This is a genomic window from Corynebacterium sp. HMSC14B06, from assembly GCF_001807075.1.
Classification (GTDB): domain Bacteria; phylum Actinomycetota; class Actinomycetes; order Mycobacteriales; family Mycobacteriaceae; genus Corynebacterium; species Corynebacterium jeikeium_D.
Map to the genome: position 1 here is coordinate 94,251 of NZ_KV787356.1, position 18,785 is coordinate 113,035.

At 59.9% G+C, this 18,785-nt stretch carries 14 protein-coding genes; 6 read left to right on the plus strand and 8 right to left on the minus strand.

Features of this window, described 5'->3' with window-relative positions; genetic code table 11:
- Positions 1–3: 3 nt before the first annotated feature.
- The 6 genes from HMPREF3130_RS01340 to HMPREF3130_RS01365 all read right to left on the minus strand — a co-directional run bounded on the left by HMPREF3130_RS01340 (position 4) and on the right by HMPREF3130_RS01365 (position 6,882).
- Positions 4–783: a 16S rRNA (uracil(1498)-N(3))-methyltransferase gene (locus HMPREF3130_RS01340; RefSeq protein ID WP_070429160.1), complete on the minus strand. Its 780-nt coding sequence runs from the start codon at positions 781–783 to the stop codon at positions 4–6.
- A gap of 44 nt (positions 784–827) precedes the next feature.
- Positions 828–1,958 carry a molecular chaperone DnaJ gene (gene dnaJ, locus HMPREF3130_RS01345; protein WP_070429161.1) on the minus strand — a complete coding sequence of 377 codons (1,131 nt, stop codon included), beginning with the start codon at positions 1,956–1,958 and terminating at the stop codon, positions 828–830.
- Between the two features lie 2 nt (positions 1,959–1,960).
- Positions 1,961–2,998: a heat-inducible transcriptional repressor HrcA gene (gene hrcA / locus HMPREF3130_RS01350; protein ID WP_016423119.1), complete on the minus strand. Its 1,038-nt coding sequence runs from the start codon at positions 2,996–2,998 to the stop codon at positions 1,961–1,963.
- A gap of 9 nt (positions 2,999–3,007) precedes the next feature.
- Positions 3,008–4,171: a radical SAM family heme chaperone HemW gene (gene hemW, locus HMPREF3130_RS01355; RefSeq protein WP_070429162.1), complete on the minus strand. Its 1,164-nt coding sequence runs from the start codon at positions 4,169–4,171 to the stop codon at positions 3,008–3,010.
- Positions 4,168–4,854, minus strand: a complete 687-nt coding sequence (locus HMPREF3130_RS01360) for a hypothetical protein (protein WP_070429163.1) — start codon at positions 4,852–4,854, stop codon at positions 4,168–4,170. Before HMPREF3130_RS01360 ends, hemW begins: the two co-directional genes overlap by 4 nt.
- A 195-nt stretch (positions 4,855–5,049) precedes the next feature.
- The gene (locus HMPREF3130_RS01365) at positions 5,050–6,882 is read right to left on the minus strand and encodes an AMP-dependent synthetase/ligase (protein WP_070429164.1); all 1,833 of its coding nucleotides are present in this window, start codon (positions 6,880–6,882) and stop codon (positions 5,050–5,052) included.
- Positions 6,883–7,036: 154 nt separating this feature from the next.
- On the opposite strand from HMPREF3130_RS01365, the gene malQ reads away from it, so the two are divergent.
- A complete protein-coding gene (gene malQ / locus HMPREF3130_RS01370) occupies positions 7,037–9,256 on the plus strand; it encodes a 4-alpha-glucanotransferase (RefSeq protein WP_070429165.1) in 2,220 nt (739 codons plus the stop codon).
- Between the two features lie 359 nt (positions 9,257–9,615).
- Here the strand turns inward: malQ and HMPREF3130_RS01375 are convergent, their stop codons facing one another.
- A complete protein-coding gene (locus HMPREF3130_RS01375; protein ID WP_070429166.1) occupies positions 9,616–9,831 on the minus strand; it encodes a hypothetical protein in 216 nt (71 codons plus the stop codon).
- 75 nt (positions 9,832–9,906) lie between these two features.
- Entirely contained in the window at positions 9,907–11,961 is a 2,055-nt protein-coding gene (locus HMPREF3130_RS01380; RefSeq protein ID WP_070429167.1) for a M3 family metallopeptidase, read from the minus strand.
- Between the two features lie 108 nt (positions 11,962–12,069).
- Here HMPREF3130_RS01380 and HMPREF3130_RS01385 point away from each other — a divergent pair, with 108 nt between their 5' ends.
- From HMPREF3130_RS01385 to HMPREF3130_RS01405, 5 genes are all read left to right on the plus strand, one after another.
- Positions 12,070–13,344: a carboxylesterase family protein gene (locus HMPREF3130_RS01385; protein WP_070429168.1), complete on the plus strand. Its 1,275-nt coding sequence runs from the start codon at positions 12,070–12,072 to the stop codon at positions 13,342–13,344.
- A gap of 231 nt (positions 13,345–13,575) precedes the next feature.
- Positions 13,576–14,064, plus strand: a complete 489-nt coding sequence (locus HMPREF3130_RS01390) for a PH domain-containing protein (protein ID WP_049170706.1) — start codon at positions 13,576–13,578, stop codon at positions 14,062–14,064.
- A 60-nt stretch (positions 14,065–14,124) separates the two neighbouring features.
- On the plus strand, positions 14,125–15,444 hold the full coding sequence (locus tag HMPREF3130_RS01395; RefSeq protein ID WP_070429169.1) for a PH domain-containing protein: 1,320 nt from the start codon (positions 14,125–14,127) through the stop codon (positions 15,442–15,444).
- 108 nt (positions 15,445–15,552) lie between these two features.
- A complete protein-coding gene (gene treS / locus HMPREF3130_RS01400; RefSeq protein WP_049189389.1) occupies positions 15,553–17,364 on the plus strand; it encodes a maltose alpha-D-glucosyltransferase in 1,812 nt (603 codons plus the stop codon).
- Between the two features lie 32 nt (positions 17,365–17,396).
- Positions 17,397–18,749 carry a maltokinase N-terminal cap-like domain-containing protein gene (locus HMPREF3130_RS01405; protein WP_049189388.1) on the plus strand — a complete coding sequence of 451 codons (1,353 nt, stop codon included), beginning with the start codon at positions 17,397–17,399 and terminating at the stop codon, positions 18,747–18,749.
- Positions 18,750–18,785: the final 36 nt, after the last annotated feature.

The window sequence follows — 18,785 nt, forward strand, 5'->3', positions numbered from 1 at the left end:
ATCCTACTGACCACGCGTGGGTGCGCCGCCCCAGCGCTTTGTCAACGGGCCCAGTGCGCAAAGAGCAGCAGCTCCCGCGAGGGCGCTGCGGAGAACTGTCGGGCCGAGTACTACCGAGCTCGCACCTGCGGCACGGAAGGCCTCGAGTTCCCCAGGGCTCACTCCCCCTTCTGGGCCGACGATGAAAAGAACCTTGTCAGCGTTTGCTGCCTGCGCGGCGAAGTCCACGAACGGAGCTGTTTCCTCCTCGTGCAAAACTGCTGCCACACCACCTGCTGATGTGGTTTCCCGGATGAGTTGCTCAATATCGGCGGAGCTATGCAGGTCCGCGACCGGCGGAATCCATGCACGACGAGCCTGCTTGGCTGCCTCGCGCGCAGTCGACTGCCACTTGGTGCGGGCCTTAGTGACCTTCGCGGTACCCTGCCATCGGGCTACACAATTCACGGCCGCCCAGGGGATAATCTCATCGACCCCGGCCTCGGTCATCAAATCGACCGCAAGCTCAGCACGATCCGACTTCGGCAGCGCCTGCACCACAGTGACGTGCGGGCGCGGACGTGGACGTTCCTCTGCGGCGACCACGCGAACGTGGACCTCACGAGGGTCTACGTGCATGAGCTGTGCTCGCACCACCTTGTCCGCACCATTGGCAAGAAGAATCTCCGAGCCCTCCTTCAGCCTGCGAACGCTGATGTGCTTTGCCTCCGACCCGAGGATCCGAATGATTTCTTCCGGGCGCGGCAGCTCGGTGAACTCACCGAGGAATACGGGCAAACTCATGTGTGCTTCACACTCACTGGAGGGGCTTTGGGGGATGGCGTGTTCTAACGGCGGCGGAAACGGGAGAAGAAACCGTTGCGCTCACTCGAGTCTGACACCTTGGCATCATCATCGCGGTGCTCGCGTAGCTTCTCCAGCAGCTCGCGGGACTTGCGGTCCAGCTTCGTCGGCACCGTGACATCGACGTGTGCGACCACGTCGCCGTTGCCCTCGCCGCGCAGATGCGGCATGCCCTTACCCGACAGACGAATCTGCTCTGCCGGCTGGGTGCCCGAATCAACCTTGATGGTCATTGGCTCGCCGAGCAGGTCGTCGACCTCAAACTCGGTACCAAGTGCGGCATCAGCCATGGGCACCTGCACGTTAAAGTGCAAATCATCGCCCTCACGCTCGAATACCGGGTGCGGGTCCATGGCAACTTCCACGTAGAGGTCACCCGCCGGGCCGCCGCCCGGGCCGACCTCGCCCTGCCCTGCCATGCGAATACGCATGCCATCAGAGATACCTGCCGGAACGTTGACCGTCAGATCACGGCGAGCACGGACGCGGCCATCGCCACCGCAGTTGTTACACGGATCGGGGATAATTTCGCCGGTGCCCTCACAAGTCGGGCACGGCCGCGAGGTCATCACATTGCCCAGGAAGGAACGCTGGACCTGCTGAATCTCGCCAGTACCATCACAGCTGGTACACATCTTCGGCTTGGACTTGGACTTCGAGCCAGTTCCCTCGCACTGCTCACACAGCACCGCGGTGTCCACCGTGATGGGCTTGCGGACACCGGTGAATGCCTCATCGAGGCCCAGCGAAATACGCAGCAGCGCATCTGCACCTGGCTGCACACGCGAGCGGCGCTGGCGAGTACCGCCGGCACCGCCGAAGAATGCCTCGAAGATATCGCCGACTCCGCCGCCACCGAAACCGCCGAAGCCACCGCCTGGCATACCGCCCTGCGGATTGAGAGGATCTCCTCCCATATCCACAATCCGGCGCTTTTCAGGATCCAGCAGGACCTCGTTCGCCTCAGAGGCCTCACGGAACTTCTCCGCAGCTTCTTCATCACCCGGATTACGGTCTGGGTGGTACTTGAGCGCCAGCTTTCGGTACGCCTTCTTAATCTCAGCGTCCGTAGCGTCCTTCTCCACTCCGAGGATGCCGTAATAGTCGCGTGCCAACTTTAGCTACTTCCTTTCAATACCCGGCCAACGTACTGTGCAACAGCAGCAACCGAGGAAATTGTTCCCGGATAATCCATAAATGTGGGGCCAACTACGCCCATGCCACCCAAAATTTCGGTGCCGGTTCCATAGCCAGTTGAAACAACTGAGGTAGCGCGCAGCTCCTCGTCCTCGTTTTCCTCACCGATGGAAACGCGAACGTGGTGCAAATCCTGCGCGGCCGACAGCAGTTTCAGCACGACCACCTGTTCTTCGAGAGCTTCAAGAACCATGGGCAACGTAGAAGGTAAGCGACCGGCCATATTACCACGGGTCAAATTCGATGCCCCGGCCAGGATGAGTCTGTCATTCGGCTTCTCAATCAACGACTCCACCAGCACCGTCGAGCAGCGAATAAGCACATCCCGCAAATCACGCGGGGCGTTAGCCGCAAGATCGGAGATCGCAATCGACGCGTCGGCAAGCGTGTGCCCCGACATTGCGCGGTTGAAATGCTCACGCAAGAGCGGCACGAGATCGGGATCCATCGGTGCTGGCAGCTCAACATTGCGCTGCTCCACGCGCCCGGTGTCAGTGATGACTACCAGCAACAATCGCGCGTCGGCGAGCTGTACGACCTCGCAGTGCCGGACGCGGGAGACCTCCAGCGTCGGCACCTGCACCACTGCGACCTGACGAGTTAGCTGGGCCAGCAGCTGCACACTGCGGCGCAGCACGTCCTCCAGATCGACGCCGCCTTCGAGGAACTCGAGGATAGCTCGGCGCTCGGCCCGGGACAGCGGCTTAATCTGCGAAAGATTGTCCACAAAAAGGCGGTAGCCCTTCTCAGTCGGGATACGCCCGGACGATGCATGTTCCTGCTGGATATAACCTTCAGCCTCCAGCACCGCCATGTCATTTCTAATGGTCGCCGAGGACACACCCAGATTGTGGCGCTCCACCAGAGCCTTCGAGCCGACCGGCTCCTGGGAAGCTACGTAATCCGAGACAATTGCCCGAAGAACTTCCTGCCTGCGCTTATCCGTCTGAGATGACATGCGGATAGTTTAACTAAGGATATCAACAATTATTGCGTCGGCCAGCAAACGACCGCGATTGGTCAGCTGAATCCGCTGGCCACCATCGACGGAAACAAACTCCACCATGCCCGCTTCCGCTTGCCGACGTGCCTTGCCCAGCTCATCCTCACCGAGCAGATTGGCATCAATGCCCTCGGCCAGGCGGAGGCCCAGCATAATCTTCTCAGTGTGCCGATCGTCGGCAGTCAGCCCTTCCGAATCCTTAATCGGCAACTCTCCGCCGGAAATGGTCGCCGCGTAGCGAGCCGGATGCTTGACGTTGTAAAACCTCGTGCCATCCAGGTGCGAATGTGCACCGGGGCCCGCACCCCACCAATTTCCATCGCGCCAGTAGAGCATATTGTGACGACATTGGCCGCCCGGTTTCGCCCAGTTGGACACCTCGTACCAGGAGAAACCGGCTTGACTCAGTGCGGCATCGATGCGCTCGTAGCGGTCGGCGAGATCGTCGTCGTCAGGCATCGGCAGCTCACCACGACGGACCTTACGCGCCATCGCAGTACCTGGCTCGACAATCAGCGAGTACGCCGAAACATGATCGACCTCCGTGGCCAGGACTGCCTCCAACGTCGTATCAAGATCCGCCATCGACTCCCCTGGCGTGCCATAGATAACGTCGAGGTTGATGTGCTCAAAACCGGCCGCGCGTGCCTCCGCCACAGCTGCCGCAGGACGCCCCGGCGTGTGCGTACGATCCAGAGTGGCCAGCACATGCGGCACAGCCGACTGCATGCCCAGACTCACCCGGGTAAACCCTGCCTCGGCTAGGCCTTCGAAAAACTCCGGGGAGGTCGACTCGGGATTCGACTCGGTGGTGACCTCGGCGTCGTCGGCAAGCCCAAAGCTGTTGCGCACACCGTCGAGCAGACGACGAAGACCGCTCGCCCCCAACATCGACGGCGTACCACCGCCGATAAACACGGTATCGGCGCCACGCGCGAGTTCGGGGTGCTTTACGACGGCCATCTCAAGCTCGGCCACGATGGCATCGAGGTAATCTCCCTGCGTTGCACCACTTCCCAGCTGACCTGGCGTATAGGTGTTGAAGTCACAGTAGCCACAACGGGTGGCGCAGAATGGGACGTGTAAGTAAACACCGAAGGAATCGGTGTGTGCGGAGGCTTCGCTCACGCATGCTCCTTGGCTCGACGTTGCTTGACGCGGCGGACAATTTCATCGATGCGGGCACGTTCCATCAGGAACTCCGGAGGCCTGCGGCCGCGCAGCGCATTGGCAACTGCCGGATGAGTCTCCGGAACAGCAACACACCAAGCGGCGGCAGCGGACAGTGCTCGGCGGCCAGACTGTGCGTAAAGCTGCGGAAGCACCACACTACCGATCTTTTCCACGCCTCGGATGTTTTCGGCGGAAACCCAGTCGGCGAGTTCCTCCAGGTAAGAAGCCACGGCATCGGAGCGAGCAATCATTGCCTGCGTGACCGTAGGGACTGCAACCGGATGCTGCAATGGTGCCGGAATCAGCGACAGTGACTGCACATCCGGCGACTTCGGTGCCGGATGTGGGTGTCGCCGCGGTGTCGAAGCGGAGGAAAGAGTACCGATGCGCCCCGAGCGAATGCCGGAGGTAAACGCTTGGCGTAGACCATCAAGCTCACCAATCAGAGGGCGGCAGTCCTCAACGGCCTCGTCGACGATGTCAGCGAGCTCGAGGACACATTCGTCCACCAGCTCACGATCTACATCAGCAACCGCCTGAGCAAGGTGCTCGATGTGTTCGGCAACTTCGTCACCAATGTCGTAGAGCTCTTGGGTCACTTCGCGCAGGCGTAGCCGAGCATCGAAGTGGTTAATCATTGCCCGCCCTCCCACGACATCTTCGGTGCCGGTGACATCATTGCAGTTTTCCGCTTTCGAATATTGACGAATGCCGACTTTCGAAAACTGAAAACTCCTTAAAAATTTCTAGCGCCCCTCACCTTAATGGGGTGAGGGGCGCTAGCGCGGTAACAACACGCTGCCGTTTTCTATCGGCAGCGGATAGACCGTGAATTAACGCTGGTAGAGAGCCTCAATGTCACGCGAGTAGTTGTCCATGACAATGTTGCGCTTGACCTTCATGGTCGGGGTCAGCTCGCCGCTTTCCTCGGTGAAGTCACTGTCCAGAATATGGAACTTCTTAATGGCCTCTGCGTGAGAAACCAGCTCGTTAGCGGAGTTGACGGCGTCCTGAATCTCGGCGCGCAAAACTGCGCTGGAGGCAGCGAGTTCACGGATCGAGGTGTGCTCGGGGACGGAGTGCTCAATCTTCCACTTCGCCAGCGCCTCCTCATCCAGGGTGACCAACACGGAGACGAACGGACGACCATCGCCGATGACGACTGCCTGGGACACCAGCGGGTGCGCACGCATGCGGTCTTCCATCGGGCCCGGCGCGACATTCTTACCACCAGCGGTGACAATGAGGTCCTTCTTGCGGCCGGTGATCTTCAGGTAGCCTTCTTCGGTCAGCTCACCGAGGTCACCAGTCTTAAACCATTCGCCGTCGATGAAGGCTTCCTTGGTTGCCTCTTCGTTCTTCCAGTAGCGGTCGAACACAACCGGACCACGGAGCAGAACTTCGCCGTCATCAGCGATAGCGGCGGAACAGCCACCGACCGGACGGCCAACGGTACCAATGATTTGCTCGCTCGGGTTGTTCACGGTGACGGCAGCCGTGGACTCAGTCAGACCGTAGCCTTCGTAGACAGGCACACCGAGACCACGGAAGAAGTGCCCGAGGTCAGAGGACAGAGCCGAACCACCGGAAATGGTGTACTGCACGGCCTCACCCATAGCTGCGCGAATTTTCGAGAACAGCAGGCGATCGTAGAGCTGGCGACGCAGCTTCAAGACACGCGACGGACCTGCCGGAGTATCCAGTGCCTTGGAGTACTCGATGGCGGTGGCCTCAGCACGCTCGAACATGGCCAGACCGAATGCGCCCTTCTCCTTAGCGGAGGCGTAGGCGGAGTCACGAACCTTCTCGAACACGCGCGGCACACCGAGAATCATGTGCGGACGGGAACGCTGGAACTCCAGGGTGACGGTCTTGGTATCAGCCCAGTGAGACTGGGTAGCACCGGAAATCATCGAAGCCAGGGACACTGCGTGAGCCAACACGTGCGCCAACGGCAGGAAGGTGAGAATGCGGTTCCCCGGACGGGCAATCAGGACAATCTCGTTGGTGAGGATGGCGCGGGCCTCCGCCAGCCAGTTGCTGTGCAGGAGCACGCAGCCCTTCGGACGGCCAGTGGTACCAGAGGTGTAAATCACGGTTGCCAGGTCGTCGGCCTTGGTGTCCTTGATGCGACGCTCGACCTCGTCGCCGTCGATGTCACGGCCTTCGTAGCTAATGGTGTCAGTAGCGGAAGCGTTAATCTCCAGCACACGACGCAGCTGGGACTCGCCCTCCGGGTTCTCGGTGCCCTTTTCGACCAGCAGAGGCTTCATGCGGTCGGTGTGCTCACGCGACTCGGTAAATGCGAAAACAGCACCGGAGTTTTCAATAATCCAACGAATTTGGCCAGACGAAGAAGAGCCGTAAATCGGGACAACAGCAGCGCCTGCCATCCAGATAGCGGTATTGATCAGGTTCCACTCGTAGCGAGTCTCACTGAGCAGCGCTACGCGGTCGCCCGGCTGCACACCGTTGGCAATTAGCCCCTTAGCGACCCCCTTTGCCTCGTCATAGAACTCCTGAGCGGTGACATTTACCCACTCAAAGTTCTTGGGGCGGGTGAAAAGCACCAGCTTCGGGCGCTTCTGCACCAGCTCCTGCAGCGAGGTAATAATCGTCTCGTCCTCGCCGATGACGTATTTCGCCTCGGTAGTATATTCACGCATCGAGTTACAAACCCCTACTTTCGGTAGTTCTGTCCGTCGTTGGTTTCGTTAGGAATCAACTTAGAACATCAAACCCTGCGCCGTTGTGATTTCAGTAAATATTTCGATAACGAAGTGATTTGCCTTACTGCTGGCAAAGTTTTTCTAAACTGGCATGATGGAAAGAGTGACACAGGCAGCTTCCAATCCTCCCCTTTCCTCTCCACTCGCCGACCTCGCTAAAGATGTCGGAGTTGGGGTTTCCTACTACTCCACCGAGGGCCAACTCGTGCACGTCTCTCGTGAGACAGTGCTAAAAACTCTCGCTGCTCTCGACATCGATCTGGGCCCAGATCCCAGCGATGCCGACATCAACGACGCCCGTCGTGAGTGGGCAGACACGCAGTGGTCTCGCCTTCTCCCGCCCGTGGTAGTTACCCGCCAGGGCATCTTCCACCGAGTTCTGGTTCACGTACCGCACGGCAGCAATGTCAGCGTGACTGTGAAACTGGAGGACGGCGCAGAATGGCCCTGCGCTCAGGTGCACCACTTGGTACCGCCACGCCAGGTCGGCGATGTGTTGATGGGTGAAGCCGCCTTCGCAATTCCAGAGGATCTGCCACTTGGTTGGCATCGCTTGCGCGCAGTCAACGATGACAACGTCGCTGAGTGCGATGTGGCCGTAACCCCCAACCGTCTCGCCACTGCCGACAAGTACGTGCAGAATCCTGCGCATGGTGTCATGGCACAGCTGTACTCGGTACGCTCCAGCCGCAGCTGGGGTATTGGCGATTTCGCTACCCTCGGCGACTTGGCACAGGTCAGTGCAGAGCACGCGGGCTCTGATTTCGTCCTCATCAATCCGTTGCACGCCGCAGAGCCACTGCCTCCGGTAGAAGACTCGCCGTACCTGCCCACCACGCGCCGCTATGTCAATCCGCTGTACGCGCGCCCAGAGCTTATCGACGAGTTCGGGTACCTGGACAAGGACGAGGCCGATGAAGCCCGTGCGCTAGCGAACTCTTTCCACCAGCTCAATCACAGCCCTGATGAGATTGACCGCAACCCCATCTACGCTGCAAAGCTCAAGGTATTGCGGGCAATTCACAAGATCCCCCTGTCCAGCGCACGCCAGGCGGAATTTGACCGTTGGCTGGAGGCCGAGGGCCGTGGCATATACGACTACGCGTCGTGGTGCACCGAGCGCGAGCTCGCGGATCGCGCTGCTGCCCGCGATGCTGCACGCGCTGCCACTTCCGATTCTGGTGCCGTAACCGAGAACGATATCGAGTTGGTTCCACCGTTGGGTAACCACGCCAGTGTCGAATCTCTGCGGGAGGAAATCTTCCAGTTCCACCTCTGGGTGCAGTGGATTCTCGATCAGCAGCTCGGCCAGGCACAAGAGGCAGCCCTGGATGCGGGTATGCGCATCGGCATCATGGCCGACCTTGCCGTCGGCGTGCACCCTGGCGGCGCGGATGCCGAGAACCTTGCGGATTGGCTCGCTCCTGCTATCTCTGTTGGCGCACCGCCAGACGGTTTTAACCAGCGCGGCCAAGACTGGTCGCAGCCGCCGTGGAACCCGCACAAGCTAGCCGAGGCCGGCTACCGCCCCTGGCGCGACATGCTGCGCACAATCCTTCGCCACGCAGGTGGCATTCGTGTTGACCACGTGCTGGGTATGTTCCGCCTCTGGGTCATGCCGCGCATGGAGTCCCCCGTCAATGGCACCTACCTGTACTTCGACCACGAGGCCATGGTCGGCATTCTCGCACTTGAGGCCGAGCTCGCTGGGGCCGTCGTCGTGGGCGAAGACCTGGGCACCTTCGAGCCGTGGGTGCAGGACTACCTGGCCTCGCGGGGCATCATGGGCACCTCGATTGTGTGGTTTGAATCCGAGGGCGACCAGCCGAAACCACCGAGCGCCTACCGCAGCCTGTGCCTGTCCTCCGTCACCACGCACGATTTGCCGCCGACGGCAGGCTACCTCGCAGGCGAGCACATCAAGCTACGGGAACGCCTGGGGCTATTGCTTTCCGACGTCGCGGAGGAAGACCGCCGGGACTTCGAGTGGATTCGAAAGGTTTTGGGCGCTGCCAAAGAAGCTGGCTGCTTTGGTGACACGGCTGCCGCGGACATGGATGTTCAGTCCCTCACCCGCGATAATCGGCCACCAATTGACGCACTGGTCACGGGCCTGCACCGCTTCCTCGACCAGACGCCATCCGCGCTGAAGTGTGAGGCCCTGGTGGACATGGTCGGCGATCGTCGTACCCAGAACCAGCCGGGCACGAGCCACGACCAGTACCCGAACTGGTGCATTCCGCTAACCGATGCCGAGGGCAAGGCCGTGCTTGTCGAGGACCTGCCTCGCTTCCCCGGATTCAAGCGTTAATTGGTTCGTGAGCGCCTAATCCCTCATTGTTGCCGTTCACCGATTTTTCAGGTTATGTGCCCGGTACTAAAACCGAGGCTAAAACTGGAAATCGGTGACTGCACCAGCGATGAGGATGAGAAGAAGCAAAACGATTAGGGCAAGTAGGACCTTCGAGTGCCTCGACCGATGCATGCTAACTCAGCTCCCTACTGCGAAATATTTGCGAACTACCCAACTCTAGCCTGTTGGGCAAATTTCCTAATACTTTAAGACATACCTTAGGGCAGCGATAGCGACCCAACACTTAAACGGGGGCTTGTCCCAGCTCAATTCTTCGGACCTCCCAGTGAGCTATCAGCAGGCCACTACCGCATCGGCTAGCTGTCGCTGCCCGCTCCTCGACACTCCTGCGAACGCTCCCGCCGGCGCACCGACCACTGCCACAGACGACCGCTGACAACATCGATTGCACCGACGAGAACGAAAGCAACAAATCCTCCGACTACCAGCAGAACCACGCATAGCGCGCTGACCTGCGCAAGCAGTGGCAATTGAATAAGCCACTGCCCTACCCTGTCGAATGCTTCTGCCATGAGTGTCAACCTACCCTGCCGGTGACCGGAATAACCAGTGGGCGGCGGTCGCGGGGCTCGTCGTAAAGCATGAAGCTAGGCATCAGTGCCCGACAGCCCGCGGCGTTCGAGGAGCGGCTGGATGTCCTTATCGCGGCCTCGGAAAGCGCGGTACGCAGCCATGAAGTCGATGGCACCACCACGGGAGAGGATCTCTTCACGGAAGTGGCTGCCGCCGCTGATTGTGGCACCGCCGTTGTCGGTGAACCAACCGAAACCGTCCGCATCGAGCACCTCTGCCCACAGGTAGGAGTAATAGCCCGCCGAGTAACCGCCAGCGAAGATGTGGTTGAAGTAGCGGGAGCGGTAACGCGGGGCCAGGTGGGGAACATCGAGGCCGAGTTCGGCGAGTGCTTCCGCTTCGAAAGCGTCGACATCGGTGGCCTGAGCCGCTTCCTCCTCGGTGAGGCTGTGCCAGGCCAGATCGATGGCGCAAGCTGCAAGGTACTCAACCGTGGCAAATCCCTCACCAGCGGTGCGGGCCTTCTTCACCGACTCGACTAGCTCTGCTGGGATCGGCTCACCGGTACGAACGTGGACGGCGTAGTTGGTCAGAATGGATGGCTCAAGTGCCCAGTTCTCGTTGATCTGAGAGGGGAATTCCACAAAGTCGCGCGGGACGTTAGTGCCCGAGAAGGTCGGGTACGTGACGTCGGAAAGCAGACCGTGGAGGGCGTGCCCGAACTCGTGGAAAGCAGTGGTGACCTCGTCGAGTGTCAGCAGCACCGGGGTTCCCGGCTCGGTTTCGGCAATGTTCATCACGTTGACCACGACCGGCAGGCGGCCCAGCAGACGGGACTGATCCCTAAACGAGCTCATCCACGCACCACCGCGCTTGGTCGGACGCGAGAAATAGTCCGTGATAATCAGGCCGATGGTCTCCCCTCCGCCCTGGCGGACCTCCCACACAGTCGTGCCCGGCGCGTATCCCTTGAGGTCCTCGCGCTTGACTACTTCGATGCCGTAAAGCTTGCGGGCAGCGTAGAACACGCCGTCTTCGATGACACGGTGCAGTTCGAAGTAGTTCTTGAGCTCCTCCGTGTCGACTGCGAATTCTTCCGCTTTACGACGGCGCTCCCAGTACGGCCAGTCAGCGCCCGTGACCGTCTCATCGCCAGCCAAATCAGCGACCCGCTTGTACTCGCCTTCAGCATTGGCAATGGCAGCTGGCGCCAGGTCTGCAATGAGCTTTCGAGCAGCCTCTGCGGTGGTTGCCGTCTCCTTGGCAATGACGTAATCCGCATGCGTGTCGTAACCGAGCAGCTTGGCGCGGCGGGCGCGCAGGCGTGCCATTTCCAGCACAATGTCGGAGTTGTCGAACTTGCCGGAGGCAGCACCCGCACGTCCCAGTGAGGCTTCGTAGAGCTTGGCACGAGTAGCCGGATTATCGAGGTCAGCCAGCTGTGCAGGAGTTGATGGTAGGTCCAGTGGAATCAGCCACGGCGCATCGGTGTCTGCCTTTTTCGCGTAAGCGGCGAAGGACGCAATGGCATCGTCGGAAAGCCCGGCGAGTTCTTCGCGGTCGTAGATTTCCACGGCGCGCGCAACGGTGTCCTTCAGCAGGTTTTCGCCGAAAGCGGTGGAAAGCTCAGAGAGGCGGGAATTGATGCGGCTAAGCTCGGTTTTGTCCTCGTCGCTGAGGTCCGCACCGGTGCGCTGAAAGTCCTCACGGACCTTCTTCAGCAGCAGCTTCGCCTCTTCCGGGTTGGCGGCATCGTCAACGCTGTCAATGGCATTGATGCGCTGCCACAGGTCACTGCGCATGCGAATCTGATCCAGGTGTGCTGTGAGCTGCGGGGCGATCTCGGCTTCAATTTCCATGCGGACGTCGGTGGCGTCCGTCCCGGCAACGTTGAAGAAATAAGCAGCGACGCGGTCCAGATCTTGGCCCGCCTTCTCCATTGCCTCGATGGTGTTAACGAAGGTCGGAGCCTCCGACGACGTGGCGATGGCGTCAATCTCGCGCGCATGGCTGCGCATTGCTTCGCTAAAAGCCTCGCGGACGTGGCTGTCATCGATTGCCGCAAAATCTGGCAATTCGCAGAACAATTCCGACGGTGTCAACAGTGGATTTCGTGCATCATTGGTCATAGTGAATTCAACTGTAGCGTGCTCGAAAAACCAGAGTGCGCCTACCGTCTGAAACAGACTCCCCGCCCTTCTGGCAGGACCAACCGTGACGAGGAGGCGTTTTCCGCCATGACAGAGACGACTATTTCCGCTCCCTGCGGGAGGCTAACCGGCCGTATTCACGATGGCGCAATACAAGTTTTCAATATCGATTACGCAGATGCTGCTCCGTTCGCCGCGTCGGCACCGGTGGCAGACGGCCCACAGTCGGGCACTCGGCGCTGTGAACCCGAGCGCGAATTAGTTCTCACCGTCACCGCACCGGCTGAGCCCGCGGACGCCTCCTATCCGGTATTGCTGTGGATTCACGGTGGTAGCTACGAGTTTGGGCATCCCTCCGAACCCTGGACGGACGCGACGGCCTTCGCACAGGCGGGCATCGTCACCGTTTCGCTTGGATACCGCAAGGGCCTCGAGGGCTTCTGGCGTGACAGTGAAACAGAGACCTACCGGGCCATTGATGACCTGTATCTGGGGCTGCAGTGGGCTCGTCGTAACGCGCCTGCCTTCGGCGGCGATATCGACAACATCACTATCTCGGGGCAATCGGCGGGTGCGGCGCTGGCGCTCACTCTGGCTGCCGACGATCGCACGCGCGGCCAGATCCAACGCACCATTGCCATGTCGCCGGCCTTCTCGCTGCTGTCGGGCTCGCGTCTCCGCCGCACGTTGGCGGGCATCGGTGTGGGACGTGCGCCGTCCACCGACGTCTTTTCGCGTGCCGACGAACGCAGGGTCGCTCGAGCCCAGAAATTGGTGTCGGCATCCTCACCTTCGGATCCGGCAATTGGGCCTCGCTTTGACAGCTTTGCTCCCACACTGCCAACGATGGTGACTGCCACCAGCGAAGAGTTCTTCTCAGAACCGCCGGTTGTGGCGATGGACAAGTTGCCCATGCGGGAGTGGATGGCTCGGCGCTACGCCAAGGGGCATCGCGGCCACGGCGAATTTCCGGCCACCGCCTATGCCGAACGTCCGATGGGGAATGTCATTTCTGACTCAGCGATTCGCTCATACGCTGTTAAAGTCGCCGAACGGTCCGTGGCGGCTGAGCTGGATGTGTGGGCGGCACAGTTCGAACCGGGAGAAGGGTTGGGCTATGCACCTGCTGGCCGCACCAGTGGTGCTCCGCACTGCATCGACATTGCACGCTTCTTCGGTATGAAGGAACCCAACCATCCATTCCACCAAGTGGCGGTCGAGTTCATCCGCGAAGGCACCTCACACATGCCCCGCTACAACAATGACCGCAAGGTGACCACCTTTGCTGGCGCTGACGCCCAGGCAGTCGAGGACATTGCCATCGATGCGTGGGCGGCTCCGCGCCAGCTCTTTGGCGCATAAGGCATAAGGCGGGTGAGGCTTGCGCTGGTTAGCGCTGTGCTGTTGTGCTCAACAACTGAGCCCAGCGACTTAAGCTGGCAAAGTCTGCATGTACCGATAAATCTCGACGCAGACCAAAATGGTGATCAGCGTGATAAGTACTGCTATGAGTTTCCTGCGATCCATAGCCACCGTTCTTACCGAAGCACCAGGCCAGACGCAAGCTTTACCCTCTGTGGTTAACTGTCAACTATGGAGCCGCTTGATTTATTAGTCCCCGAGAATTCCGCGCTGCAGCCGGTCGACCCCGCGCTGGCTAAGGTGAAGCGAGTCGCGCACGCCGCTCCCCTGCTAGTTATCACGATTGCATCCGTCGTCGCCGCTGTGATGTGGACTCCGTGGATGTGGTTGGGCGTCCTCGCCTGCGTGCTCTACTTCGCATATATCTACTGGCTCATCGGTCGACGAGTTCGTGCCCACCGATACCTCGAAGAGGACAACGACTTCATTGTTGCGTCCGGACGCTGGTGGCGCTCGGTCACTGTCGTCCCTTACGGACGAATCCAGTTCATCGACATCGATGAAGGACCTCTCCTTCGACTATTCGGACTGGCAACGCTGAAGCTCAACACAGCATCGGCGAGCTCGGATGCAGCCGTCCACGGTTTGCCACGTGAAGAAGCGCTCGCCCTGCGCGCTCGTCTATCTCAGCGCGCCCACGACCGGATGGCGGGTCTCTAAATGAGGCATAGAGTTCATCCCCTATCTCCGCTGCTCAAAAGCTTTGCCACAATCGCTGCGGTGACTGCATTCGCAGTCGCGAATCAGTGGCAGTTGGCCGTTGCGGTCGTGACTCAGCTCTACGACTGGGCATGGCTCGGTCTCCTTGTCGGTACCGGTGCGGTCGCCATAATTATTGGTCTGATTGCATTTTTCTCGTGGCTGTCCTGGCGGTATACGTTCTACGAGCTCACCGACGATGAGGTTCGCTACGGCTCCGGATGGCTACTGCGTTCTCGACGCGCGGCACGGCTCGACCGCGTGCAGGCGGTGGATATCAACCAACCATTGTTGGCGCGCATTTTCGGGCTCGCCGAAATTGTCATTGAAACAGCCGGCGGCTCCGATTCACACTTCACAATCAAATACCTCACTCCCCCGCAGTGCGAACAGTTCCGCGCCGACGTGCTGGGTGAGGTAGAAAAGCTGGACACCGAACTGGCGCATTCGCTTTACGACGGTGACAGCTCCACCGCGCCCCTCGACTCCGGCGCTCACATGTCCTCTCGCATGCCCGAAGCGAAGACCATCTTTGGCCCGGTCGATGTCGGACGGCTGATTGCATCCGTGGCCATTGGACCCGGTCTTTTCGTCGGCATAGCTCTCATCCTCCTCGCCGTTGTCTCTGCGCTGTTTACCGACCTCATCGTAGAAATCCTCAGCGGAGTAACCATCACTACTCTGATTGTGATTGGCAGTTTCGCTGTCGGCCTTTTCGGGGTACTAAATCAGTCGTGGGATTTCACGCTGAAGGTATCGTCGGAAAGCAGGCGTCTGGCGATTACCGCCGGACTGTTGTCGACGCGCGCTCAGACCATTCCCATTGATCGCATTCATGGGTTTAAAGTGGTGCAACCGCTCTGGTGGCGTCCGTGGAGATGGTCCCGTGCGGATGTCTCGGTGGCGGGCTATGGCCTGGACAGCACACAGTCGAACAACACACTGGTGCCAGTGGCACCGGCACCGGAGACGGACGCGATTGTCGATTACCTGATGAATGAGATTGCGGGACCGTCCTCCGCGGATGACCTGTTGGGCTCCTGGCAGACTCCACGCACGGCATGGTGGCTCAGCCCAATTGACTGGAAATTCCAAAAGGTGCAGGCCACGCGGCGGGGTCTTTTAGTGACAAAGGGCCGGTTCTGGCATACGCGGTTCATCGTTCCCTGGCAGCGTATTCAAGGACATACACTGATTATTTCTCCGCTGAAGAAAGCGGCGGGAGTGGCAAACGTGCGAATCGACATGGTGCCGGGAGCGGTCACTCCGGTGGCAACGGAGTTGAAGTTGGATGATGCGTACCAGCTCACCGCGCTGATTCAGGAACACAAGGTTGTTTAGAATGCTATTTAATGAGGTCTCCCAGGACGGCCGTCTCGCGCGGTCTTGTGGGATCTCGCAGGAAAACTCTCTCTGCAGGCTAGTGGCATAGTCATTACGCTGGGATGCATGACTATCGCCAAGGAAGATTACGAGTGGTACCGCAGCGCGGTGTTCTATGAGGTGCTCGTCCGGGCCTTCTTCGACTCCGACAACAACGGCTCCGGCGACCTCAAAGGGCTGACGGAGAAGCTCGATTATCTGCAATGGCTGGGCGTTGACTGCCTCTGGCTGCCGCCTTTCTACGACTCCCCGCTGCGCGACGGCGGTTACGATATCCGCGACTTCCGCGCCGTGCTCGACGAGTTTGGCACGGTCGAGGATTTTAAGGTGCTTCTCGACGAGGCCCATGCGCGCGGTATCCGCGTTATTACTGACCTGGTGATGAACCACACCTCCGACACCCATGAGTGGTTTCAGCAGTCGCGCACTGATCCGGATGGCCCCTACGGCGGCTTTTATGTCTGGACTGATGACCCGGACACTTACTCGGGCGCACGCATTATCTTTGTCGATACCGAGGATTCCAACTGGACCTATGACCCGGTGCGTGGCCAGTACTACTGGCACCGCTTCTTCTCCCACCAGCCGGATTTGAACTATGACAATCCGGCGGTGCAAGAAGCGATGCTCGATGTGCTGCGCTTCTGGTCCGATCTCGGCATCGATGGCTTCCGCCTCGACGCTGTTCCCTACCTCTTCGAACGCGAAGGTACTAACTGCGAGAATCTGCCCGAGACCCACGCTTTTCTGAAGCGCTGCCGCAAGGTCATGGATGAGGAATACCCGGGTCGCGTCCTGCTGGCGGAGGCCAACCAGTGGCCCTCCGATGTGGTGGAATACTTCGGCGACCCGGAGGTCGGTGGCGACGAATGCCACATGGCTTTCCACTTCCCACTCATGCCACGCATTTTCATGGCGGTGCGCAAGCAGTCCCGCTTCCCCATCTCGGAGATCCTGGAGTCCACGCCGGAGATTCCGTCTTCGGCTCAGTGGGGCATTTTCCTGCGCAACCACGATGAGCTGACGCTGGAAATGGTCACCGATGCCGAGCGCGACTACATGTACGCCGAGTATGCGCACGATCCGCGGATGAAGGCCAACATCGGCATTCGCCGTCGTCTAGCGCCACTGCTGCAAAATGACCGCACTCAGCTCGAGCTTTTCAATGCCCTGCTACTCTCCCTGCCAGGTTCGCCGGTGCTCTACTACGGGGACGAAATTGGTATGGGCGACAACATTTGGCTCGGTGACCGCGATGGTGTGCGCACACCGATGCAGTGGTCACCCGACCGCAACGCCGGGTTCTCCAAGGCCGACCCCGGTCGGCTCTATCTGCCGACCATTCAGGATGCGACCTACGGTTACCAGGCGGTCAATGTCGAGAACCAAGCGAGCTACTCCAATTCGCTGTTGAATTGGGTGCGTCGACTGATTCAGGTCCGCAAGCGCTATGAGGCTTTTGGCCTCGGTGATTTCCGCGAGCTGAATAGCGATACCGCCTCTGTTCTGACCTATCTGCGCACATACGGCGACGAAGTGCTGCTGTGCGTCAACAACCTGTCCTCTTACCCCGCGGCCGTCTCACTGGATCTGTCCGAGTTCGCCGGTGCCACCCCGGTAGAGCTCACGGGTTCGGTTCCCTTCCCCACAATTGGCACCGATTCCTACCAGATCACGCTTCCTGGCCACGGTTTCTACTGGTTCGAAATCCAGCTTCCACCTGAGACAAACCTCGAATCGAGCGCCTCGATGTCGGCACCGACAATCCCGGTTGCGCAGGCGATATCGGACGCGCCGGTGACGTCATCACGCGAGCACTCAGGCACCGCCGCCGATGCCGCCGCCGATGCCGTCACAAACGCCGATAATAAAGAGTGATCTTTTAAGTCCCGAAAGGCGAACGAACTAAAATGACTATTCCCACCGCCGAATTCATTGCCGAAGAGCTGGCAGACACACTGGTCAAGATGCGCTTTTTCGCTGACAAGGTCTCTGACATCGACCACGTCGAGATCCTCGCGCTTGACCCCGTACTGCGCGACAATCCCGACAGTCCCGATGTCGATATCGCATTGGTGAGGGTGCACACCGCACATTCTGCACCGACCTATCAGCTGCCCATCGCTTGGGCGGAGGACGTCCCCGATGGCCACGAGCAGTCCCTGCTGGTTCGCGCGGAGGGCATCGTCGGCTACGACGCTCTGATTGATTCGGATGCCATCACAGCACTCGGCCAGAAGCTTTCCGACGAAGGCAAGCTCGGCCGCATGGAACTGCGACGTGTGCCGGGCTCTGAACAGCTCCGTCCGGAATCCGGCCGCCCCATGGGAGTCGAACAGTCGAATACCTCGGTCATTTTCGACGACCGCGTGATGTGCAAGTTCTTCCGTCGCCTCTACCCCGGCACTAATGCCGATGTGGAGCTGCTGGCCGCACTCGCCCAGGCAGATTGCAAGTTCGTCCCTGAGCTCTACTCCTGGGTAGAGACCACCATTGGCGAAGACGCCTACACCACCGCCATGCTGCAGGAATTCGCACCGAACTCGGTCGATGGCTGGGAGCTGGCTCTTGGCGCAGTGCGCGATGCCATCCGCGACAGTCAGACCCCGCTGGAAGATTTGGGCACCGACTTTACATCCGAAGCGCGTGCGCTCGGCGAAGCAGTGGCCTCGGTACACAGCAGCCTCGCTGCCGCTGTCGCGGTAAAGAAGCGTCTGACCGGTGCGGAGCTGGTAGCCCCACTGCGAGCTCGCCTGGACTTCGTCGCTGGTGTGGTGCCACAAATTGCTGAGGTCAAGGATAAGGCTCAGGCTATCTTCGATCGCGCAGAGGCTGCGGTTCCGGAAGGTGGCGCCGTCGTCCAGCGAATCCACGGTGATCTGCACTTGGGGCAGGTATTGCGCACGCCGAGCTCTTGGCGCTTGATTGACTTCGAGGGCGAGCCGTCGCGCCCGTGGGAGGAGCGTCGTCTGCCGGATCACCGCCTACGCGATATCGCCGGCATGATTCGCTCCTTCGATTACGCCGCTCACTACCCGCTGCTGACCGGACGTGAAGACACCGAGGCGGCTACCGAGCGTGTTGAGCAGTGGGCTCGCCGCAATATCGATGCCTTCTTGGAGGGTTATGGCGATGCCAGTGACCCGACGCTACTGGAGGCCTTTGTACTGGATAAGGCCATCTACGAGTGCCTTTACGAAGCGCAGAACCGCCCCAACTGGCTGCCGCTGCCGCTTGGTGCTGTGCACTCGCTGTTAGGATAGGGCTTTTGTCGCAGTAATTTCATAGCGGGAGTGATC